This window comes from Listeria swaminathanii (assembly GCF_014229645.1).
GTDB classification, from domain to species: domain Bacteria; phylum Bacillota; class Bacilli; order Lactobacillales; family Listeriaceae; genus Listeria; species Listeria swaminathanii.
In genome coordinates, this window is sequence record NZ_JAATOD010000002.1 from 467,952 (window position 1) to 491,318 (window position 23,367).

Genomic DNA, 23,367 nt, shown 5'->3' on the forward strand with positions numbered 1-23,367 from the left:
GAAAAAAGGAGCTAATTAAACATGATGAATAACTCAAAAATCGCAAAAAAACATCAACAAATGCCCGTTAACATTCTTGCTGATATTGGAACACTCGCAAAAACAATGCCTGATATTCTTGATTTATCTATCGGTGATCCCGATTTAATTACAGATCAATCAATTATTAATGCTGCTTTTGAAGATGTGAAAGCTGGCCATACAAAATATACGGAATCTGGTGGAGATATGGAGCTGATTGACGCCATTCGAGGTTATTTCAGCCGCAACTACGACCTTTCCTTTGAGCGCAACCAAATTCGTGCCACAGTTGGCGCACTGCATGGCATGTATTTAACTTTACAGACCATTCTTGATGACGGCGATGAAGTCATTATTCACGAGCCTTACTTCTCCCCTTACAAAGATCAAGTATTAAACTCTGGTGGTACGCCCATTATCATTCCAACTTATGAGAAGGACGACTTTGCGATTAATGTCGATATTTTAGAAGCTGCCATCACTAATAAAACGAAAGCTCTAATTTTAAATTCACCTAACAACCCAACTGGCGCTGTTTTTTCACCAGAAACATTTGAAAAAATCGCTAATTTAGCTAAAAAATACGATTTCTTTATTTTATCTGATGAAGTCTATGATGGTTTTAGTTTTTATGAAGACTTTGTACCAATGGCCAAATTCGCGCCAGACCATACGATTACGTTTGGTAGTATGTCGAAAAATTTCGCGATGACCGGTTGGCGCCTAGGATATATGATTGCTCCTGCCTATCTAAATGAAGCAGCGAAGATTATTAACGAAGGAATTACTTATTCAGCTCCCACACCGTCCCAACGAGCTGCTATATACGCGCTAAATCATTCCGAGACACTCATTCCTTTAGTCGCAGAAACCTTCCAAAAACGCCTAGAATACATCGCAAAACGGGTAAAAGAAATTCCATACCTATCTTTACATCCACTTAAAGGCTCGATTTACGCTTTTATCAATATTTCTAAAACTGGTATGGATTCCGTTTCCTTCACAGAATATGTTTTAAAGGAAACACAAGTCCTTGTTATTCCTGGGCTAGCTTTCGGTGAGTCTGGTGATAATTATGTTCGCCTGGCCGCTACGCAAGACATTAGCGTGCTAGAAGAAGCATTTAACCGCCTAGCCAAATTAACCTTCTAATCAAAAGAGCAAACTCGCTGATTTCGCAAGTTTGCTCTTTTTTATTTTAATTTGATTTCTGCAAAAGAAGAAACAACCATCGATTCTTTTGGAAAAGTAATATTTTTTGTTGCTTCATTTGGCACGATGTACACTTTCAATCCCGCTTGCATCGCAGACAGCGCACCATTTTTCGAATCTTCTATCGCAATCGCTTCTTCTGGTTTCACACCAAGAGCTGCCACTGCTTGCAAATAAAGTGCCGGATGTGGCTTGATTTCATCCACATGATCCGCGGTTTGAATCGTCTCAAAATCCGCTAAAATCCCAAGTCGTTCCAGCGTAGGCTTAATCCAAGCATAACCCGAACTTGTAGCAAGGCCAATTTTATAATCATTCGCTTTTACTTGTTCAAAAAATTCTTTGAAACCATCACGAAAGCCAAGTGATTGTTGGCCAAGATGACAAGCATCCGCCACGGTAGTTAAAAAAGCCTCTTTATCAAAAGCCCCGTTCGTTGCTTCCATCATATAGGTAATAATCGGTTCTTCACTTGTACCGATAATTTGCTGATAAATTTCATCTGGTAAATCAATATCGTACGTGTCTTTCAAGTATTTCATTGTCTCCGTATACCATAAATTCTCCGTATCAAGCATGGTGCCATCAAAATCAAAAACAACCGCCTTCACATGCATCCTCCTAGTATAAGTGATGCTTTCATTGTAACATAGATAAACTATTTTATAAATCTTCGAAAAAGGGTTGCTTTTTTAGTAAAAAACGAATAATATTGAAGTTGTGGTTTTTAATGTTCGTCATTTACCATTAAGCAAGATTTTAAAAAAGGAGTGAAACACACGCATGTTTCAATTAAAAGCAAACGGTACAGATGTTAAAACGGAAGTCATCTCTGGTTTTACTACATTCCTAACGATGGTATATATCGTAGTAGTTAACCCAGCTATTCTCTCCGCAGCAGGTGTTCCATTCAATACTGTCTTCATGGCAACAATCATTTCAGCAGTAATCGGTACATTATGGATGGCGATTTTCGCTAACTATCCAATCGCGATTGCGCCAGGACTTGGTATGAACGCTTACTTCGTCACAGTAGTTACAACACAAAAACTAGATTATTCGGTCGCATTCGCTGCGGTCTTTGTAGCAGGTATTATTTTCTTATTACTATCTTTAACACCGCTTCGTGAAAAAATCATTGAAGCCATTCCACACAACTTGAAAGCCGGGATTACAGCTGGTATTGGTTTATTTATCGCTTTCCTCGGTTTCCGCATGACAGGTATTATCGTTTCTAATGACTCTAACTTAGTAGGTTTAGGTGATTTACATTCTAAAGAAGCCATTTTAGCTATTGTTGGTCTTTTAATCACTTTAATTCTTCTAGCTTTGAACGTTAAAGGTGCTTTATTCATCGGGATGATTGCAACTGGTATTATCGCATTTATCACTGGTGAACTTAAATTTACAGACGGTATTGTTAAACTTCCACCAATGCCAGAATTCGTTTTCACTAATCCACTTAACGCTTTTGGTGATGTGATGAGTTACGGGCTTTACGCCGTCGTCTTGTCTTTCCTGCTCATAACGATTTTTGATACAACTGGAACAATGATCGGTGTTGCTAAAAAAGCCGGCCTAATGAAAGGCGAATCACTACCAAATGCCAAACAAGCATTGATGGCTGATGCTGTTGCGACAAGTGTTGGTTCGATGTTCGGTACAACACCAACAAGCGCTTATATCGAATCATCCGCGGGGGTTGCAACAGGTGGCCGTACTGGTCTGACAACACTTACAGTAGCAATATTATTCATGGTTTCCGCGTTCTTCGCTCCACTTGTTGGCGCTGTGTCCGGAATTTCCGCTATCACCGCACCAGCTCTTATCATTGTTGGTAGCATGATGATTGGCGCTGTTAAAGAAATCGACTGGGATACACTCGATGAAGCTTTCCCTGCATTCTTAGTTATTTTAGCTATGCCACTCACTTCAAGCATCGCTATTGGCCTAGCATTCGGGTTCATTTCGTACCCAGTACTAAAAGTATTCACTGGCAAATGGCGCGAACTTAACTGGTTCTTAATCGTCATCGCCGCATTATTCTTCATTCTCGTTGCATTTTTACCACATTAATGAATAGACAAAGCGTCTACCAAACAATGGTAGGCGCTTTTTTATTGGACAAAAACCCCGTCTTTTGCTATAAAGAAGAGAGAAACTAATTAGAAATGAGTTGAACTTGTCGTGTTTTTAAAATCACTGCTCGCCGGTGTCGCACTTGCTGTTGCTGTTTTTCTAGCAAGCTTTTTGATACCTGATTACACCGTATCCACTTTATATTCCATCGTTACTACCATCATTGTCGTTGTTTCGATTGTACTATCTGCATTCGTTTCCTTTGGTGGACGCAGTGGAAATCCTAGTCGAAAAAGCCAATTACGCTGGAGTATCCTGCTTTTAGTTGCAGCAATTCCTAGTTTCATCGGCTTTATCGTTACTTTTTACTTTTAAACTAAAAAGAAGCATCCCCAATTTGAGGAATGCTTCTTTTTTTAATCTTCTAAAACGGAAATGAACGCTGGTAAATATTCTGGTAGGTCTGGTGGGCGACGACTTGAGATAATGTGTCCGTCTGTTACAACCGGCTCATTATGCCAAATAGCTCCCGCATTCGTCATATCATCTTTAATTCCTGGCGTACTCGTCACATTCACGCCTTCTAAAATCCCGGCAGAAACAAGCACCCATCCAGCATGGCAAATTTGGCCGATTGGCTTTTTCGCTTTATCGAAAGCACGAACCAAATTCAGTACGCTATCAAAACGGCGTAGCTTATCTGGGGACCAGCCACCTGGAACTAAAATTCCATCATAATCTTCCGCGCGAACAGAATCAAAATCATAGTCAGAAGTAACAGGGACTCCGTACTTACCGTGATAAACTTTTTTCGCTTCCTCTGCCACTAAATGCACCGAAGCACCAGCCTCGCGCAATCTAAGCACTGGATACCAAAGCTCTAAATCCTCAAAGTCTTCACTGACAAGCGCAATAACTTTTTTACCTTTTAAAGTCATATAAATCTCCTCCTATCCTCTTCTACAGTATAACAATAACTAGTTTGTTATTAAATTATTCCGCCTATAAAAGAAGACAAAAAAAGACGCTCGAAATAAACATTTCCAGCGTTGCCATCATGTTCGGGCGCCTATGCATAACGGGATGAGGCATAGACATGAACTACACGGCCAATGAGATGAATGAAAACAAATAATGATTTTGGTGTCTAAACAGATGTCTGACTAGTTGCCATTCTATTGGAAGATGGATACACCAAAAGTCATTATAACCATGATAGGGTCTTATCCCCATGAAAATCACATTAGTAAAAATGAAACTTTCATCGAGGTAAAACTCTATCCTATAACTTATTTTACTATTGTTCTTGAAAAAAGCAAGTAAATAAATATAGATTTTTTGTGACGAAGCTAAAAAAGGTAAGAAAAACCTTACTATTATCTCCTGTTTCTGTATAGAAATGGTAATATTAGGAGTAAAAAAGAAACCATTACAGGTCCCTTTTAACTAAAAATTTCTACAATCATCCAAGAAATAATCGCGACTAATGGAATTAAGACCCATACATTATGGCCAAGTAAACTAGAACGAGTAGCTGGTTTATCTTCAAGCAGTTGAATTCTAGCACGTAAATCATGCACTTCAAGCTCTAGGTCCTGCACTTTATCTTCTAGTTCATATAAACGTTCTTCCATTTTAATCCCTCCACACCTTTTCTATTGTCTATTATACGTCACAATAGATGAAATACATCCTTCCATAGGCTGATTTATTGCTAATTTATTGTCATATCGTTCAGGCATTTGCTACAATAAAAGAAAACAATCAACTGTTGGGGTGGAAAAATGGAAATTCAAGTAGAAGAAGCTGTTGTAAAACTCATTTTGCATGGCGGAAACACACGGAAAGAAGCGTATAAAGCGATTGATTTTGCGGAAAAGTATCAGTTCGACGAGGCCGATAAACATTTACAGATTGCTCAAGATCAGTTCCAAGAGGGTCATATTTGGCAAACAAAACTAGTATCCATTCGCGACTCAGAAACAGTAGCTCACCCGTCCTTTTTACTCATACACGGGCAAGACCACTTAATGACCGCACAAGCCGAATTACAGCTCGCTAAAAGGATCGTTGAACAATATAAACACCAACAACGCCTAGAAGAACGACTAACTAAACTCGAAAATCAAGCGTGAGATGTAGCTGGAAATAAGAAATACGGTTCGCTTGTAAGAACATTCGGGCGCACAAACAACATATCCTCCGTTTCAATGATATGAGCCGCGTCAATGTAACTACTCTTTTCTGGTGTGAAAAGAAGATGCATCGTTTCGATTTTTTTGGTAACCAGATAACTTAGAACTTCCACCACATCTAGTTTTTTCGTACTAAGGATATCTAATACATATAAATCCGTATCTTCCTGTTCCATAAGAACAATGGCGTCTATTTCTTCAATATAATACAGCTCATTTTTTAACGCAATCAACACATAAAACATCAGCAAGTCTTCACTATCTTTGACATCTAAAATGTTAGAAAGTGGCGCTCTTTCAGATACAATACGACTTATTAGCTGGAAATCGGTTTTATTATCGGGATTCAGCTTTTTTAAATGCGCAGATTTCCGCTTCAAACTGCTCGCATCCACGGTAAAACTGCTCTCCTCTACACGCTCAAAGCCAAATTTCGGATAAAAATCTAACACGGAATCATTCGCAAACAAATAAAGGAAATCATATTGCGTTTCATACTTGGCTATCACGTGATCTAACAATTTTTTCGCAAGTCCCTGGCCGCGGTAATCCGGATGCGTCATTACCGTCCCAATTTGTAGCGCACTATAATCCTCGCCCTGATAGATTAAGCTCATTTTATTGATGGAAACATTCGCAATAACTTCATTATTATCGATATAAGAATAACAAACGTACTTATCATTCCAAAAGCCTTTATGAAACCATTCTTCAAAATTAATATCAAATGTACTTTCAGCCAGTTTATTAAAACTATCACGATATAGTTTATTTTCTTTGTAGTCACTTATCATTTCATAATTCATCGTTCTAATCCTCTATTCATTCCTATAAAAATAACAGGTACAACGCGAAATACGTTCTACCTGCTCATTTTTATTTAATTTAACGTATTCCAAGCGCTATTTTTGCATAGCGTGACATACGGTCCTTAGTCCAAGGTGGATTCCAAACAAGGTTCACATTTGTATCCTTGACTTCCGGAATATCACTTAATGCCATTTGTACTTGCTCTGTTAAAATACCAGCAAGCGGACATCCCATCGTTGTAAGCGTCATTGACACAGTACAAAGCCCGTCATCATCTAATTCAACATCGTATACAAGACCAATGTTCACAATATCAATTCCAAGTTCTGGATCGATAACTTGCTCTAATGCGCCCATTAAGTTTTCTTTCAGTTGCTCATCCATGAAGCATATGCCTCCTTTTTGCAATTTTGTACATTTATTGTATCATATATGAGAATGATTTTCATTATAAGAATTTCTCGAAAAAACTAACCCCTTGCAGCATTCCTTCAACAGAAACTTTATGTTTTGCATTATCATCAATAATGAATTCCACATTATCCGCCAAGCTTTCTTCTACAAGTGTTTGATACAACTTTTCGCTATAAGCAAACGGCACAACATCGTCTTTCTTCCCATGCCAAAGTAACAATGGTCGATTATTTATTTTGGTAATATTTTGCGTTAAGTCATATTTTTGCAAGGCCAAAATCCGTTCATCGACATCATATGGAAACGTTAATCCTTGCGCCAAAGCGTACTTAGATAATTCTTTCGCAAAATCAACATAGTAGGCGCTCCCCATTAAGCTAACCGCCACTTTAATATCTTCATGTTGCCCAAGAAGCCCAAGTGATGTAATAGCCCCCATCGAAACTCCACCAACCCCAATACGGCTAGCATCTGTTTTTCCAGCTTTAATTAGTTCGCCTGTAATTAACGGAAATTCCGTAATGTTTGTCTCTATCACATCCCAAAAGAACGTAGCTTGATCTTCCGGGTTAGCCCCTTGCAGACGTTCCCCGTGTAACTTCGCATCTGGTAAAACTACGCGAAAACCACGCTGCGCAAGCAAATATCCATAATGCAAATACAATTCTTTTTGAGAAGTAAAACCATGATAAAAAATGATTGTTGGTAACATTTTATCAGCATTCTCACTGTTACTAATATGTAAAACTGGTATTCCCGCAATTTGTTCATTTTCCACTTGAATCATTGTGAAGCCTCATTTCTATAGGGTTTATTAAGCTATTGTAAAGGTCAGAATCATTTACAAATTTGTGCTAAACGTCTATCATTAATGTGTGCCCTTATTTTAGCATGAAGGGGCAGCTTTGAACCAACCATATGAATTAAAGGAGCAAATTATGTCTAAAAAATTAATCGTACTAGACCTTGATGGCACAACACTTCGAGATGATTTAACTATCTCCTCGCATACAAAAAACACTTTAGAGAAAGCTCGTATGGCCGGTCATGAAGTAATGATTGCGACAGGACGTCCATATCGAATTAGTGGCTCTTACTATCACGAACTCGAATTAACCACACCAATTGTGAATTTCAACGGCGCTGTCTATCACCACCCGAGACTTACTACATTTGCAGAAGGCTATCATCATGCCATTGATTTACAAGTAGTTCACGAATTACTCGATTTCTCAAACGGCTTTTCATTAGATAATATTGCAGCAGAAGTGCAAGATAATGTCTTTTTAAAAGAGCGAAACAATAGCGTTCCCGAAACATTCCATTTAGGTACAGAGAATATTGTGTTCGGAAACATCCGCGACGCTATTCAATCCGATGCTACCTCTTTATTATTTTTCGGCAAAATGGACCAACTAGATTTAATCAGCAAGCACTTGGATGAATCTCTGTCTGGCGTCATTTCCCATCACACATGGGGCGCATCCGCTTGGCCAGCCGTGGAAATTATTAAATTTGGTATCCACAAAGCAATTGGCGTACAAGCTGCAGCCAAAACACTCGGATTTGATCGTAAAGATATCATTGCATTTGGTGATGAAACAAACGATTTACAAATGCTTGATTATGCTGGTGTTGGGGTTGCCATGGGTAATGCCGCTGAATCTGTTAAAAACGTAGCAAATGTAGTAACCGCCTCCAACCAAGATGATGGCATCGCGCTATATTTAGAAGAAAACTTAAACTTATAATAAAAAGCTGCAAGTAAGGTCTTACAAAAGTTAGGAATTCTAATTTTTGATTCAAGAGCCATTACCTTGCAGCTTTTTTACATCATTTTATTTTTATACATTGCCATTGCTAATTTTTGGTCAGCTTCTGAACGGAAATCACCGAACACGCTAGAAGTTTCCATAACGTTAATAAAGGCTTTAGGATCAAATTCCCCAACAATGTGCGTAATATCATATAATTCGTATCGCGTAATTACCATGATAAGCATTGCTACATCTTCTTTGGAATAGCCACCCATCGCATCTACCACAGTAATTCCACGCACCATATTTTCATGGATTGCTTTAATCACTGTTTCGGAATGTTGCGTCATAATCATGACCGTTAATTTCTGGTGTCGCGTATGAATAATATCAATCACTCGACTTTGAACATACAGAGAAATAAGTGTGTACAGCGCAAATGTCCAATCATACGCAAAGCCTGCCACAATAATAATAACTCCATTTAAAAGCAAAAAATACTTTCCAAAAGAACGCCCGGTTTTAATTGTAATATACATTGCTACGATATCGAGCCCGCCAGTAGAAATACCGAATTTCAAAGCCAAACCAATACCAACAGAAGCAATTAATGCCCCAAAAATCGCATTAAGTAAAATATCATTCGATACTTGCACTTCCGGAATAACAATCAAGAAAAAAGACATAAAAGCAACTGTTAAAAAGCTGAAAACAGTAAATGATTTCCCTACTTTTAACCATCCTAAAATTGCCACTGGAATATTTAACAGCAGAACAAGTAGCCCTGTTGAAATAGAAATATTCATTGAATCACGTAACATGTCTGAACCTAGTTGTGCAACCCCATTTAATCCAGCCGCATAAACTTGTGCTGGTATTAAAAAGAAGTTCATGCCTATCGCGTTTAAAAGTGCCGCTATAATCGCAATGGCGGTTTTTTTAGCATATTCTCTATATACTATTTTTGAACTCATTTTCTTCTCTCCTTTTTTGGCCCTAACATAACATACCAACTTTCCAGAGAAAAGAGAAGCCTTTTTCATTATTTTTTTGATTTTTAATTAAATAATGGATATCCTCCTGATAAATAGAAGCCCAACGATACAGTAATCACTACAACAATAACAAAAATCATTAAAAACATCCCTGTTGGTTTTTGTTGTTTTCTATAGCTGAGCAACATCTCCACAACACCAATCACAATAATTCCCATTAGAATTTTAAATATCGCTAAAATCCAACTTTGTTCCACGCTGTACTTTACCATCATAATCCCGCTCAGTATTACGAGAATATAAAAAACTCGATTAATCATTTGTAACATCGTAAAACTTTTCGCTGATTTTGAATAAATGAGTAAAGCTGTAACAGTTAGCACAACAATCGCTACCCAAGAAATCAAATGAACATAACCCCACATACTATTTCCTTCTTTCCCTATTAAGATTTTCTTACTTGATTTGTTAATGTTCCAATTTTATCGATCGTAATTTCTACGGTATCTCCATCCTGTAGAAACGTCGGAGGAGTCATCCCTTTTCCCACGCCACTCGGAGTTCCCGTTGCTATTATATCACCAGGAAATAACGTATGTCCTTTAGATAGATCTGAAATGATCCTAGCCAAGTTAAATATAAATTTATCTGTCGAGTCAGATTGCCTCACTTCACCATTAACCTTAGTTTCAATATGAAAAATAACTTCTTTACTTGCATCGTTTTCCAGCACATATGGACCAATCGGACAACTTGCATCAAGACTTTTCCCAAGAAAAAATTGTTTATGCTTTTTCTGAAGATCACGAGCTGTAACATCATTCAAAATAGTAAATCCAAAAACAGCAGATAATGCTTCTTTTTCAGATATATCTCGCACTTCTTCTCCGATAATCACTGCAAGTTCGCCTTCATAATCTAATTGCGCGGTTAAATTTTGATGGAGCTCAATTTTTCCATTGTGTGGCAATAAACTGTTAGCGCTCTTTGTAAATACAAGAATATGCTCTGGAACGTCTTCTTTGCTTCCCATTTCTAATACATGATTATAATAGTTTTTCCCTATTGCGATAATATTATTTGGCGGCATAAAAGGAATTTGAATTTCCACATCCGATAAAGCAATTTCCCCGCTGATTCCTTTTAATTCAGGAATAGCTGGTTTTTCTTTAATAAAGTCTAAAAGGGTAGCTGGCGGATTCGAAAAAATCGTTTTTGCAGAGATAATTTTATTTTCAGTTGTTAAAATACCATAATCCAACTGCCCTTGATGCCGATAACTCAACCACTTCATTTAAAAACCATCCTTTGTATTTATTTGACATATATGTTGTCCATCGAAGAAATAGAGATATGCTTTAGTAACTTGCTTCCCAGTAATAGCTTGGATTGCTTCTGCGTAAAGTTTGATTTGTATTTGATAGCGCTCTTTCATTACTTTTTCAGCAGCTTCCCAATCAGCATATCTTCCTTCTATTTTATCTGTTTTATAGTCAATTAAAGTAATTGTTTCTTCCTCTTCAATCATGCCATCAACAACACCTTGAATGAGCACACGTTCGTCTACATCCGTTTGCTTGTATAACTTAGATACAGGCAATAAATAACTGAATGGAACTTCACGCTTGACTAAGGCTTTTTTCTGTAACATAGTTTTTCCTAATGCTGATTCAAAGAAACCCAGTATTTGCTGTATATTGATTGCTTTAAGTTGCGCTTCTGTTAAGATATCTTTTTCCTGCATCGTTTGTAAAAGTAATACTATATCATCTTTTGTAGGTTTATCTTCTAACGAAACTGCTTGCATCAGAGTATGCATTGCCGTACCAATTTCTGTTGCAGATAATTTATTTTGTTGTAAGAATTTTGGTCTATCTAATGATACTTTTTGAAATTCTTTTAGCAAAGTAGTATCACTCCAGCTATCTTGCAGTGAGAATTGCCGTTTAAGCTCTGTTACAGACTGCTTAGCGCGAATTTCGGTGGCCGCCTCATTTTGGTACTCGTAGTTCATATATTGCTGAATTTCGTCCTTATATGGACTTTGGACGGGTACTGGCTGATGTTCTTTTATATTTTCCAGCCAATTGTCTGATTCAGTTCTTTCTAGCTCATTAGTTAAAAACATTTCTTTAGTTTTTATTTCAATTTGGAGCTTCATATCGGTCGGAAGCGTTTGAATCATTTCTTCACACAGCAAGTCTTTAAAGCTTGAATGTCTAATGGTTGCGTTTCCTATCCAATCCAAATAACATTTCGCCTTCGCTCTAGTTGCTGCTGGCAGAATGGTTTCTTTTCCTTTTGCTACTTGCAACCAATTTTTACTTGTTTTTTCAAAATCTGGTACAGTTGCTGTCAAAATCAACTTTTCTTCGGCACGAGTAAGCGCAACGTATAAAACACGCATTTCTTCCGCAATCATTTCACGAGATTTTTTTTGCTTGATTGCTTGTTGCATAATTGTTGGGTAAACAATCATTTTCTGGATATCTCGATAATTAGATGCAAAGCCGTAATCTTTGTCTAAAAGCGTTTTGCTATAAATATCACGCATATTAAACTTTCTACTTAATCCAGAAACAATAACTACTGGAAACTCTAGACCTTTACTGGCATGGATAGTCATCATCCGAACAACATCTTCTTTTTCTCCAAGTGTTTTTGCTGTGCCTAGGTCGTCGCCACGAACTTCCAATCGCTCAACAAAACGGACAAAACGGAACAAGCCTCGGAAGGAAGTTTTTTCGTATTGGTTAGCTCGGTCGTATAACGCTCGTAAATTCGCTTGCCGTTGTTTACCACCAGGCAATCCACCAACAAATTCATAAAAATTCGTTTCTTGATAAATTTGCCAAATTAATGATGTTAAATTTTCTCGGATTGATAATTCGCGCCAAGTATTTAGTTGTTGAATAAAATCACTTATTTTGTCAGCCGTTTCTGAAACAGTTATATCCTTGTATGCCAACAACGCATCAAAGAAATAACCATTTTTCTTCGCCATGCGGACTTGCCCTAATTCTTCTTCGTTTAGACCAATTATCGGTGAACGTAAAACAGCAGCTAACGGAATATCTTGATATGGATTGTCGATTACTTTCATCAGCGCAATCATCGTAGCTACTTCTGTTGTTTCAAAATAACCAGAATTATTATTAGCATAAAAGGGGATGTCTTGCACCTTCATCGCTTCTTCCATATCTGGAGCACTTGTCATTGCCCGCGCTAAAATAACTATATCTCGGTATTGGATAGGTCTATTTTGCTTCATTTTTTTATCATAGATAGGAAACTTATTGTCTACCATTTCTCTGATTTTCATTGCAATTGCCCGAGATTCTACTTGATTTTTCTGTAATTCTTGCGGTGATAATTCATCTTCCGTTTCTTTCTCTTCTGATTTCATATCGATCAATAAAAGTTCTGTCGCCATATCATTGGTTTCAGGAAAACTTGCACCTAAAGTTAACTCTGCAGCCGTATCATAATCAATTTCCGCAATATGTCTATCCATCAATTGATGAAAGATAAAATTGGTGGCGTCTAATACTTCTTTTCTACTTCTGAAGTTTTGCGATAAATCAATACGTATCCCGCTACCCATTCCATCTTGCTGATAAGCTTGATATTTTGTCATGAATAACGTTGGTTCCGCTAAACGGAATCGATAGATAGATTGCTTTACATCGCCAACCATGAATAAGTTTCCTTTTTTTTCACTGGGGTTAGTTACAAGTCCCAGAATAGTTTCTTGCACCATATTAGTATCTTGATATTCATCAATTAATACTTCTTTAAATTGCTTCTGATAATTTTGAGCCACTTCAGATGCATCGTTATCTTTTAATAGGATTTTTAAAGCTAAGTGCTCTAAGTCATTAAAATCTAATACGCCACGTTGTTGTTTCTCTTCAAAGAAATTTTTGGCGAATTTTTTTACTAATTCACTTAGCGTTTGAATGTCTGGTTTCATTTTTTCTAAGTCAGCCAAGTAATTTTTTTCTTCTCTTGAAAACCAGTCTGTCGCGATGTTTTTCATTTCTTTTTTTGCAGCATCTCGAAATTTTTTCGTTTCTTCAACATATACTTCATCATAATCACTTTTATTTTTAAGCGTTGGAATCCGTTTGAAATCAATGCGTTCAATAACTGATTTCAACTGCTCCCAGCTGTCCCAATTCAATTTTGATAATGCATCAATTTGAGCTAAATCATTTTCTAATGTAGCTAAATAAGGCGCAGGGCCATTATTTTCATTTGCATAATCTATCGCATTCAATAAATAATTTTTAGCTTGATTAACTCTTAATTCAATATCTTCTTTAATAATTGGGAAATATGGTAATTCTGTAATTGAGCTAATTTCTTCCGTACTATAAAAATCCACCATTGCTTCTAACCATGCACTCGGGTCCGGATTCGCTCTTGAGAAATCATATAACTTAGAAATTAGTATGTGCAATTCCGCGTCTGATCGGTCTCCTGTAAAAGATTCCACCAAATGGAAAAATGCTTCATTATTTTCAATACTATATTCTTGTTCCAGTAATCCTTCCAAAACCTCATCTCGAATCATGCTACTTTCGATTGGTTCAATCAAGCGAAAACTTGGATCTATATCTGCTTCAAAGTAATATTTCCTAATAATTTCTAAACAAAAAGAATGAAGGGTTGAAATAGAAGCATAGTTAAGTAAAGCCACTTGTCTTTTCAAATGGGCAGAATCTGGATTTTGCGTTAAAGCTTCTTCCAAACCTTTTCCTATTCTAAACTTCATTTCTGCAGCCGATGCGTTGGTAAATGTCACAATTAATAATTCATCTACATTGAGATTTGCGGTCTCGTCTATTAGCCTTTCAATGATTCTAGTAACTAGTACGGCTGTTTTCCCCGAGCCCGCAGCAGCAGCTACGAGCACATTATTACCTTTCGCTTGAATAGCTTTCCACTGGTCATCTGTCCATAAAGAATCGATTGGTTTTGATGGTATATCTAAACTCATGCTACTGCGTCCCTCCTTCTACATCCATTTTTGTTAAAATTGTTTCTGGTTTTTCATTTGTTAAATGCCTATATTGATTGCTTGTTAAGGATGGGTCAAATCCACAAAACGAACGGAAACTACAAAATTGGCAAGGTGTTCTTTCTTTTAGCTTATATGGATTAATCGAAACTGCCCCATCAAGTATTTTATTTCCAGCTTCTTGGTATTTATGTCGCACAAATTGGCGCATTTTATCAAACTCAGCTCTTGTAGCTGTCCTTGATCTCGCACTCAAATCACCATTTTGTTTTATTTCAGCCGGTATAATGCTAGATGATTTTCCATTTTCAAGCGTTGTATCCATTAATGACACAGCCACTGGATCCGATAAAATCAAACCTTTCATCTTGGAGCTTTTCTGTAGTTCTTTTGCAATAGCTTCATCACTTAATTCTTTCTCTGCTTGTACATATTGATTGTGCATATGGAAATACAGTACGCCAGCTGGCTCTGCAGTTTTCCCAATCATTTTTTGTGCATTGGTTACTACAATATCTAAATAAGTTAGCATTTGTAGCGCTAAGCCATAATAAACCTCCGTAAGTGCTAAATCATGTGAACTAGATTTATAATCTATGATTCGAAGGAACGTTCGATCATCTTGTTCCGCCATATCTATCCGATCAATTCGCCCTTGTAAAAGAAGTTCACTATCCGACTGCAACGGGATTTTTAATGGTGGAATATCACCTTTCAAACCAAAATCCACCTCTAAGCCAACAGGACGAAATGCACTGCTTTTAGCTTGTTCATTTAAGACCGTGGTCGCTCTTGTTATAATTTGGAGTAATTTATATTGAATATATTCCATTCGTTTAGAACTTAACAAAATCTCATGCTGAATTTTTGGTGCAAGAAATGTCATTGCTAGTTTTGCCATTTGTCGACATTCTTCTTCTGTTAAATTGCCCCAGTCTAAGTTATTTCTTTTTAATTCTGCTGAAATCCATTCCATTGCGCCGTGGAAAATTTCACCCATATCTACAGCTTGCAACTGGAAATGACCTCGTTCTTCTAGTTTCAGCCCATATTGAGCAAAATGTTGGAATTCACAACTGAAAAATTTCTCCATTCGTGAAACACTTGCATGGATAGTTTCTCCAAACAAATTTTTAGCTGTCGTTTCTTGCAATGCCTTTGTTTTATTTTCATAATATAGACTAGACAACACTTGTTTTGCCATTCTTGATTCTTTTTCGTCTGCAAAATAACTATTATAGGCATCCCACCATACATTAGATAGTGGATAGCCACGTTTATACATTTGTAATTGACTCGTCAACAATCCTAGTGTGGCTTGTTTGGAGCGGATATAGTTACTTTGTTCTTCATCACTTAATAAACTTGGATCTGTTAAATAAACCGATTCGTTTAATTTTTTAAATTGTCCTTTTATTTTCCTTAAATAATTCGACTCGCTAAGAACTTTCCCTTCTTCATCAGCAGCTGGATAGCTAAGAAATAACTTATCGCTTGGCAGACTAATTATCTTATAGGCTAATAAATCTTCTTCACCAATATTATTTTTTGCAGATGGTTTCAAATTACTATTCTCAGCACGTAAAGCATCTCGGTCTTGATCTGATAGTATGCCCTTATCTTTTTGGCGAAGTGGCATAACACCGTCATTCATTCCAATCGCAAAAATAACTTTCATATCCAATAACTTCGCATTTTCCATATCAGACAACACTACTTGATCTAAAGAAGGTGGCAAAAGTGAAAATTCAAGTGCATCAAGGCCAGTTGTAATGATTTCTGTAAAACTATTTATATCTAGCGTTTCCCCACCTAAAACTTCTACAAATTCATCTAAAAGTGCAGAAATAGAACTCCATGCTTGCTCATGTTCTCTAGCAAGCTCTAAGTAGCCCTGTTCTTCCGCTCGTTGTCTCCACAATTCTAACCGCTCTACAGCTTTCACTTCTTCTAAATAATGATAGAGGGCTAAAGCAAACTCCATTCCTGTATCTGCATTTCTTAGATTTTTTTCTAAAGTTGAAAGTGGCCCTACTATTTGATTTCTCATTTCATTAATAATAGATTGGGTATGCATTTCTTCATCAGTCTGCGGCAATACATTTGTAGACAGTCCACGAATTTTCCGGTAAATCCAATCGCCTTCTTTTTCCCATTTCCATTTATTTTGAATGCCATTCTCTAATACATAGTTTTCAAGGATATCCGCTTTACGTCGCAAGCCACTGGAATTTTCTGTAATATCAAAGAAAAATTCAGTTTTTACTGCTTGAAAAATAGGCTCATACTTCCAATTAAACAAAATAGCGTCTAAACTGGAACGAATAAACTCAATGAATGGATGTTTAGCCATAGCTCTTTTTTTATCGATAAAGATGGGAATTCCATAAGACTCCATCACCGTTTCACATAAAACATCATAGTCTCCTAAATTTCTTGTCAGAATGGCGATATCTCGGTATCTATAACCATTTAATGCTAATTGCCGAATTTCACGCGCTATCCCTTCTATTTCAGCACGTCGGTTGTTCGCTTGGTGAATCTTTAAGGCGTTTGGCTCCTCTTTAAAAGCCATAAATTTATTATGACCCCAAGCATTTGCTAAAAACGCTAACGAATCTTTTTTTGCTCGCTTATTTTTCAAGAAAAATGTATCTGGTTTCACTTGAATACCGTTTAATTTAGCCAAATCTAATAAAGCATAGTAAGCTTCGGTACTTGCTTTAAACATACTATATTCATCTAATCCCTGTTGGATTTCAGGAACGTTTAGAGTTAGGGAGACAGTAACCTTATCACATTTCTTCATTAATTCTCCGATAACAGTTAGCTCTTGTTTTGAGAAAGAGGTAAAGCCATCAATTACTATTTCAGTCTGATTTAGATAATCACTTTCTACAATTTTCTCTGATAGCAATCTTAAATAGTCTTCATTTTCGAGAAATTTATCTGCTAATAATTCTTCATATTTTTGATAAATCAGCGAAATATCATGTACTTTACTGTTCACGCTTGTAGACAAATTGGCCGCACTGTTAACCATGTCTTCTATAGAAACTTCTTCTTGTTTCATTTCTTTGAATAAATTTGCTAACTCTGAATAAAAACCTTTTCTAGAAGTTGCTTTAGAAAAAATCTTTAATTGCTCTTTTTGATCGAGTGCGGCTTTTCGAATAACCATTTCAATTCCGGTTTGACTTAGAAAAGTCTTCGATAATCCTCCTGTTTCTTGAAGGATTTTCCATGCTAAACGACTAAAGCTAAATATTTGCGTTCCAAGCATACCTGCTAAATTTTCTTTATTTAAAAAGCTTGTCTCCATCTGAAATGTCATTTGATCTGGGACGATAAAGATGTATGTCTTAGAATTTTGTTTGATTTTCTCTCCAACTTCATCCATTAAATGAGTTGTCTTGCCTGTTCCTGATTTACCCGCAATTATTTGAAGTGTCATACCCTCACCACCGAACATATGTTTTTATTTAGTTTACCATATTTGAGCAATCTGTCCAGAACTTTTTTCGAGGCATTTTTTGCTTGAAAATTTATAAAACAGCTCAAAAAAACTAAGATAGCTCTTACTATCTTAGTTTTTCATATATTTTACTCAAAAGCCAGCATTTCCTGTTGAATTTTATTCATTTTTTCTGTGAGTTGCATAAATTTCGCCTTGTTCCTATTATCGAGAGCTTTATCAATTTCAGCTCTAAGTTGTTCTAATTTTCTCTCTTCTAGGAGCATCGTCAGGAAGCATTCGATAAAAACGTTTGTTAATTCTTTTTCTCCTTTAAGGACACCCACCTGATTCATCAATGAATTAGAAAAATCACGCATTTCCACGACTACCACTCCTTCACCCATATTTATTACAATCTTGAAAAATTGTAATATGCCAAGAAAAAACAGAAAACAGCTTGAAAATACAACTTTACGAAAATCTAATGACTTGTAAAATTCCATGTGCTATAATGACAAAAAATAACTCATATCTAACTTTGGTGCTTAGTCGTTATTTGGAATCTTTGCGTATTAGGCAATAATTCTAGGTTTCTTCTTAGACATAAATACAAACATAGAGGAGTTGAATGAAATGAAAAAAGAACAAATCAGTACTCAGTTTTATGAAGTAAACCCGCACACGATGATTATTTTTCCAAAAAAATCTGGAAGTATAGTCTATTCAGAAATTTATGAAGTTGATTCTCATTATACTTCTAAATTTACCCCGTTTGAGTTAATTAAAACCAGCTGTAACTTTTTCGGATCAAGCTATGAGGGTCGTAAAGAGGGAACGAAGCACTTAATAGGTGTCACCCATAAGCCACCTATTATTATTGATCCCGTTACCTCCACTTATGTATTCCCAACAGTAGCACCAAGTTCAACAGAATGTATTTGGATTTTCCCGCAACATATTAAAGACTATCAAGCGATTGGATTTAATCACACGCTAATAAGATTTTCTAATTTGGAAACTTTTGAAATTGATATGTCTTTAGCATCATTTAATAATCAAATCGCTAGAACCTCCATGTTACATATGAAATTTTCTCAAAAAATGCGTATTATGGAGAGTAATTTCCCTTCAATGAATATGTTTTTCCCACCTACTACTCTTGCCGCTGAATCTAGACGTTTCTACACTACGATGCTTCCTGATAATGAAGATCCAAAAGATCCAGAGCAGTAAACTCGAACTAAATAAAAGCCAACTACAAATTATGTAGCTGGCTTTTCCTTAAATTATTTTTTATTCTCAATCGCATCGGCAATTCGTTTTAACATCAATAATTCATCTTCTGAATATGTATATGGTAATTCTAAATACCATTTCTCAAGTTCAGGATTTCCAATTAAAGGAAAGGCGTTTACTGAATTTTTTTCTCGTAAGCCTGCTACATCATCTAATAAGAAATCTGTTGTTGTTCCAAGGATTTCTGCTAATTTAGCCAAAATAAAGATTGGCGGTCGGTGGTTATCATTTTCATATTTGCTTATTGTGGATGCAGTTGTTCCAATTTTCATTGCTAATTGTTTTTGCGTTAATCTATTTTTCTTTCTCAAATGAATTAATTTTTCTCCAAATTCCAATACGCCCACCTCGCTTCATTTCCAGTATAGCAATTTTTCTGTCAGAATTCGAGAGATTACTAAAAAAGAAATCGCCTTTTTAGTTTCAAAAGACGATTTCCTTATTTTATACAGTTGGTTTCTTACGTAGAACACCAATTAATGCGGCACTGATTAATGTTCCAATAATAATTGCAATAATATAGAACCATGGTTGAGATACTAAGAAGATAACGAAAACTCCTCCGTGTGGTGCTAATACTTTAATATTCAAGAACATAACAATCGCACCTGTGATAGCACTTCCAGCAATGAAGCTTGGAATCATTCGAAGTGGATCTGCTGCTGCAAATGGGATAGCTCCTTCTGTAATGAATGAAGCTCCTAGAATTGAGTTAGTTAAGCCTGCATCACGTTCTTGAGGTGTAAATTTATTTCTGAAAATAAGCGTTGCTACAAAAGTTGCAAGCGGTGGTACCATACCAGCAGCCATTGTTGCTGCCATAATCGCACTACCTCCTGTTGCTACACTTGCTGCTAGGGTTCCGGTTGCAAAGATATAAGCTGCTTTGTTAATTGGGCCACCTAAATCGGCTGCCATCATAGCTCCGAGTAGCAATCCTAGAATAACTGCATTTGTTCCACTTAAACTATTTAAGAAATCATTTAACCAAGTATTTAATGCGCTCATTGGCACATTGAGTAATAGCATTAAAAGTCCGACAATTAATACGGATAAAACTGGATAGAATAAAACTACTTTAATACCATCTAACGTTTTTGGTAACTTTTTAAGTGCTAATTTAACTAATTCTACTGCATAGCCTGCAAGGAAACCACCAACTAACGCGCCAAGGAATCCTGCGCCACCTACAGACGCCACTCCGCCTGCTACAAAACCGGCTACAAGTCCCGGTCTATCCGATATACTGTAGGCAATATAACCAGCAAATACTGGAAGCATAAAACCAAATGCAACATCACCAATTTGTTTTAATAATGCTGGAATTTCATTGTATGAACCTAGTTTGGCAAGTTGATCTTGAGGCACACCTAACATTTGGTCAAGCATGAATGCAATAGCGATTGCGATACCGCCACCAATTACAAATGGCAGCATATGAGAAACACCACTCATTAAGTGTTTGTATATTTGTTGACCAATTGAAAGGCCATCTGCGCTTTCTACTGCTTGACTGCCTTCTTCCGCTTTATAAACTGGAGCATTTCCTGAAATTGCTTCATTAATCAGTTCTTCTGGTTTATGAATTCCCGCTGCAACTGGTTTAGCAATTAAATGCTTTCCATTAAAACGAGGCATATCTACTTGTACGTCTGCTGCAATAATAACGCCGTCCGCTTCAGCAATTTCTTTATCAGTTAGGCGGTTTTCAACACCTCTAGAACCATTTGTTTCTACTTTAATTCGTACGCCTAATTTATTTGCTGTTTCTTGTAATTTTTCTGCAGCCATATACGTGTGGGCAATACCTGTTGGGCATGCTGTAACTGCTACGACTGATTTACCAGTATCATTATTAGCTGTTGGAGTAACAACTGTTTCTTCTGAGTCTTCTTGTTCATGATTAAAGAGATTGATTACTTCGTCTGGTGTTTTAGCGTCTTTTAAAGATTGAACAAATGCTGGATGCACTAATAATCTAGAAAGTGCTGCTAATGTTTCTAAATGTGTTGCATTAGCACCATCTGGAGCGGCTATCATAAAGAATAAATGCGCTGGTTGACCATCTAAAGCATCATAATCTAATCCCTTTTCACTTTTAGCAAAAACAACTGTCGGTTCATTTACCGCTTTTGTTTTTGCGTGTGGCATCGCGATTCCTTCACCTACACCAGTAGAGCTTTGTGCTTCGCGGTTCATTATCGCTTCTTTGAAAAGAGCCTCATCATTAATTTTCCCTTTGCTTTTCAGTGAAGCAATCATTTCATCAATGGCAGCTTCTTTCGTCGTTGCTTGTAATGACATAATCATGACATCTTTGCTTAATAAATCAGTGATTCTCATTTTAGTTCCTCCCTGTTATTTTAGTTATCTTCACTTGTGGTAATAATTCGTCTATTAGTTCTTTTTGGGCTAAATCTGTTGAGAATGCTGTTGCTCCACCTGTTGCAACTCCTGCAGCAAATGCTTTAACTGGGTCTTTTGTTTTATCAAAAGTACCTACAAATCCAGCAATCATTGAGTCACCGGCGCCCACGGAATTTTTCAGTTCTCCTTTTAAGGCATCAGCGAAGTAAACATCTTCTCCTGTAAATAGAAGCGCACCATCATCAGCCATAGATACGATTACATGTTGTGCACCTAATTCCAGGCATTTTTTTCCGTATGGAATGAGTTCTTCCACGCTATTTAATTTAACACCAAATAGTTCTGCTAGTTCGTGATGATTTGGCTTAATAAGGATTGGACGATTTGGCAGTGCATCTAGTAACTCTTGACCAGTTGTATCAATCATAAATTCAGCTTGTTTTTCTTTACAAATCTGGATTATTCTATTGTAAAAATCATTTCCAAGTGAAGGGGGTACGCTTCCAGATAAAATAACAATATCGCCAGCAGTTACTTTATCCATCACTTTTAAAAATTCATTGATTTCATTTTCAGAAATTGCTGGCCCTAGACCATTAATTTCCGTTTCTTCTCCGTGTTTTAGCTTAATATTAATACGAGTGTCATCTTTTACTGTTACAAAACCGGTTTTTATACCTTCGTTTTGCAACCAGTCTTTGATAAAATTGCCTGTAAATCCACCTAAAAACCCTGTAGCAAGACTTGGTACGTTCAATTGACTTAGTACTCTGCTGACATTGATTCCTTTGCCACCAGGTAATTTATAATCTTGTTTCATGCGATTGAGTTCGCCAAGGTTTAGTTGGTCGATTTGCACAATATAATCAATTGATGGGTTTAAAGTAATTGTATAAATCATTTTTCTACCTCGATTATTTTAGTTTTTTGGATAAAGGATTCTTTTACCGCAGAAGGAATATAGTCTGTCACAATAGTTGCTTCTTCTATTGAAAACATTTTTGAAAAATTCACTTCATTAAATTTTGTATGATCCGCTACAACAAAAACGCGATCAGCACGTTCTTTTGCAGCCCGTTTAACAAATGCTTCTTCCATATCAGGTGTTGTGTAGCCATGCTCCGGATGCATCGCATTAGTGCCAATGAAAGCTTTATCAAAATGGTAATTCTGAATATTATCTAAGGCAACGGCACCAATAATTGCTTTTGTATGCACTTTCATTTTGCCGCCTAAAAGATAAGCATCAATATTTTGACGAACTAGTTCTTCGATATGGGTCAATCCATTTGTAACTACTGTGATGTTTCGATTTGCTAGATGAGTAATTAATTCTAATGTTGTGGATCCTGCATCTAGATAGATACAATCATTTTCTTCCACTAAACTTGCACAGTATGCAGCAATTTCTTTTTTACTTTGAATGTTTTTGAATGATTTTTCATTCATACTTGGTTCTTGATTGTGAAGTTTTACAAGTTTTGCTCCGCCGTGTACACGCTGGATTAATCCTTGTTCTTCTAATTCGATTAAATCGCGGCGAATGGTCGACTCTGAGGTAGCAAGACCTTCAACTAATTCTTGTAATTTAATCACACCAAGCTTCTCAATACTCTCCATAATAAGTTGTTTACGCTCTGCATTTAACATTATTACTCCTCCATCCAAAGTTAGTTTATCATCTTTTTCTTTCAAAATCAACCGTTTTCATTCAAAAACAATCACTCGAATTCAAATCCAT

At 36.6% G+C, this 23,367-nt stretch carries 23 protein-coding genes; 6 read left to right on the forward strand and 17 right to left on the reverse strand.

Going from position 1 to position 23,367, the window contains the following annotated elements; genetic code table 11:
* Positions 1-24 precede the first annotated feature (24 nt).
* Positions 25-1,173 carry a pyridoxal phosphate-dependent aminotransferase gene (locus HCX62_RS09495; RefSeq protein WP_185638861.1) on the forward strand — a complete coding sequence of 383 codons (1,149 nt, stop codon included), beginning with the start codon at positions 25-27 and terminating at the stop codon, positions 1,171-1,173.
* A 41-nt stretch (positions 1,174-1,214) separates the two neighbouring features.
* Here the strand turns inward: HCX62_RS09495 and HCX62_RS09500 are convergent, their stop codons facing one another.
* Positions 1,215-1,844, reverse strand: coding sequence for an HAD family hydrolase (locus HCX62_RS09500; protein ID WP_185638738.1), 630 nt, complete (start codon positions 1,842-1,844; stop codon positions 1,215-1,217).
* Positions 1,845-2,016: 172 nt separating this feature from the next.
* Between HCX62_RS09500 and HCX62_RS09505 the strand changes: the two genes are divergently transcribed.
* Complete coding sequence (locus HCX62_RS09505; RefSeq protein WP_185638740.1) at positions 2,017-3,309, forward strand: NCS2 family permease; 1,293 nt, start codon at positions 2,017-2,019, stop codon at positions 3,307-3,309.
* A gap of 111 nt (positions 3,310-3,420) precedes the next feature.
* On the forward strand, positions 3,421-3,687 hold the full coding sequence (locus HCX62_RS09510; RefSeq protein WP_185638742.1) for a hypothetical protein: 267 nt from the start codon (positions 3,421-3,423) through the stop codon (positions 3,685-3,687).
* Positions 3,688-3,728: 41 nt separating this feature from the next.
* On the opposite strand, the gene HCX62_RS09515 is transcribed toward HCX62_RS09510, so the two are convergent.
* The 3 genes from HCX62_RS09515 to HCX62_RS09525 form a co-directional block, all read right to left on the reverse strand.
* On the reverse strand, positions 3,729-4,250 hold the full coding sequence (locus HCX62_RS09515; RefSeq protein ID WP_185638744.1) for a type 1 glutamine amidotransferase domain-containing protein: 522 nt from the start codon (positions 4,248-4,250) through the stop codon (positions 3,729-3,731).
* 163 nt (positions 4,251-4,413) lie between these two features.
* Positions 4,414-4,719, reverse strand: coding sequence for a hypothetical protein (locus HCX62_RS09520; RefSeq protein ID WP_185532291.1), 306 nt, complete (start codon positions 4,717-4,719; stop codon positions 4,414-4,416).
* 35 nt (positions 4,720-4,754) lie between these two features.
* A complete protein-coding gene (locus tag HCX62_RS09525) occupies positions 4,755-4,946 on the reverse strand; it encodes a hypothetical protein (RefSeq protein WP_185530354.1) in 192 nt (63 codons plus the stop codon).
* A 150-nt stretch (positions 4,947-5,096) separates the two neighbouring features.
* Here HCX62_RS09525 and HCX62_RS09530 point away from each other — a divergent pair, with 150 nt between their 5' ends.
* The gene (locus HCX62_RS09530) at positions 5,097-5,447 is read left to right on the forward strand and encodes a PTS sugar transporter subunit IIA (protein WP_185638746.1); all 351 of its coding nucleotides are present in this window, start codon (positions 5,097-5,099) and stop codon (positions 5,445-5,447) included.
* Here the strand turns inward: HCX62_RS09530 and HCX62_RS09535 are convergent.
* The 3 genes from HCX62_RS09535 to yjfP all read right to left on the reverse strand — a co-directional run bounded on the left by HCX62_RS09535 (position 5,438) and on the right by yjfP (position 7,518).
* A complete protein-coding gene (locus HCX62_RS09535; RefSeq protein ID WP_185638748.1) occupies positions 5,438-6,313 on the reverse strand; it encodes a GNAT family N-acetyltransferase in 876 nt (291 codons plus the stop codon). The genes HCX62_RS09530 and HCX62_RS09535 overlap by 10 nt on opposite strands.
* A 79-nt stretch (positions 6,314-6,392) precedes the next feature.
* Entirely contained in the window at positions 6,393-6,701 is a 309-nt protein-coding gene (locus HCX62_RS09540; RefSeq protein ID WP_003720638.1) for a metal-sulfur cluster assembly factor, read from the reverse strand.
* Between the two features lie 64 nt (positions 6,702-6,765).
* Positions 6,766-7,518 (reverse strand): esterase, encoded by a 753-nt coding sequence (yjfP, locus tag HCX62_RS09545; protein WP_185638750.1) that lies wholly within the window; start codon positions 7,516-7,518, stop codon positions 6,766-6,768.
* 118 nt (positions 7,519-7,636) lie between these two features.
* On the opposite strand from yjfP, the gene HCX62_RS09550 reads away from it, so the two are divergent.
* On the forward strand, positions 7,637-8,482 hold the full coding sequence (locus tag HCX62_RS09550) for a Cof-type HAD-IIB family hydrolase (protein ID WP_185638752.1): 846 nt from the start codon (positions 7,637-7,639) through the stop codon (positions 8,480-8,482).
* 77 nt (positions 8,483-8,559) lie between these two features.
* Here the strand turns inward: HCX62_RS09550 and HCX62_RS09555 are convergent, their stop codons facing one another.
* From HCX62_RS09555 to HCX62_RS09580, 6 genes are all read right to left on the reverse strand, one after another.
* Entirely contained in the window at positions 8,560-9,462 is a 903-nt protein-coding gene (locus HCX62_RS09555; protein WP_185392461.1) for a YitT family protein, read from the reverse strand.
* Between the two features lie 83 nt (positions 9,463-9,545).
* Positions 9,546-9,908, reverse strand: coding sequence for a YisL family protein (locus tag HCX62_RS09560; RefSeq protein ID WP_185638754.1), 363 nt, complete (start codon positions 9,906-9,908; stop codon positions 9,546-9,548).
* A gap of 20 nt (positions 9,909-9,928) precedes the next feature.
* Complete coding sequence (locus tag HCX62_RS09565; protein ID WP_185638756.1) at positions 9,929-10,777, reverse strand: fumarylacetoacetate hydrolase family protein; 849 nt, start codon at positions 10,775-10,777, stop codon at positions 9,929-9,931.
* On the reverse strand, positions 10,778-14,485 hold the full coding sequence (gene addA, locus HCX62_RS09570) for a helicase-exonuclease AddAB subunit AddA (protein ID WP_185638758.1): 3,708 nt from the start codon (positions 14,483-14,485) through the stop codon (positions 10,778-10,780).
* Between the two features lies 1 nt (position 14,486).
* On the reverse strand, positions 14,487-17,960 hold the full coding sequence (addB, locus tag HCX62_RS09575) for a helicase-exonuclease AddAB subunit AddB (RefSeq protein ID WP_185638760.1): 3,474 nt from the start codon (positions 17,958-17,960) through the stop codon (positions 14,487-14,489).
* A gap of 149 nt (positions 17,961-18,109) precedes the next feature.
* Positions 18,110-18,466, reverse strand: coding sequence for an IDEAL domain-containing protein (locus HCX62_RS09580; protein ID WP_185638762.1), 357 nt, complete (start codon positions 18,464-18,466; stop codon positions 18,110-18,112).
* A gap of 130 nt (positions 18,467-18,596) precedes the next feature.
* On the opposite strand from HCX62_RS09580, the gene HCX62_RS09585 reads away from it, so the two are divergent.
* A complete protein-coding gene (locus HCX62_RS09585) occupies positions 18,597-19,196 on the forward strand; it encodes a competence protein ComK (protein ID WP_185638764.1) in 600 nt (199 codons plus the stop codon).
* A 53-nt stretch (positions 19,197-19,249) separates the two neighbouring features.
* On the opposite strand, the gene HCX62_RS09590 is transcribed toward HCX62_RS09585, so the two are convergent.
* The 4 genes from HCX62_RS09590 to HCX62_RS09605 form a co-directional block, all read right to left on the reverse strand.
* A complete protein-coding gene (locus HCX62_RS09590) occupies positions 19,250-19,597 on the reverse strand; it encodes a helix-turn-helix domain-containing protein (RefSeq protein WP_185638766.1) in 348 nt (115 codons plus the stop codon).
* Between the two features lie 106 nt (positions 19,598-19,703).
* Positions 19,704-21,602 (reverse strand): PTS fructose transporter subunit IIABC, encoded by a 1,899-nt coding sequence (locus HCX62_RS09595; protein WP_185638768.1) that lies wholly within the window; start codon positions 21,600-21,602, stop codon positions 19,704-19,706.
* A 1-nt stretch (position 21,603) separates the two neighbouring features.
* Positions 21,604-22,527: a 1-phosphofructokinase gene (gene pfkB / locus HCX62_RS09600; protein ID WP_185638770.1), complete on the reverse strand. Its 924-nt coding sequence runs from the start codon at positions 22,525-22,527 to the stop codon at positions 21,604-21,606.
* Positions 22,524-23,276 carry a DeoR/GlpR family DNA-binding transcription regulator gene (locus HCX62_RS09605; protein WP_185638772.1) on the reverse strand — a complete coding sequence of 251 codons (753 nt, stop codon included), beginning with the start codon at positions 23,274-23,276 and terminating at the stop codon, positions 22,524-22,526. The genes pfkB and HCX62_RS09605 overlap by 4 nt, the downstream gene beginning before the upstream one ends.
* Between the last annotated feature and the right edge of the window lie 91 nt (positions 23,277-23,367).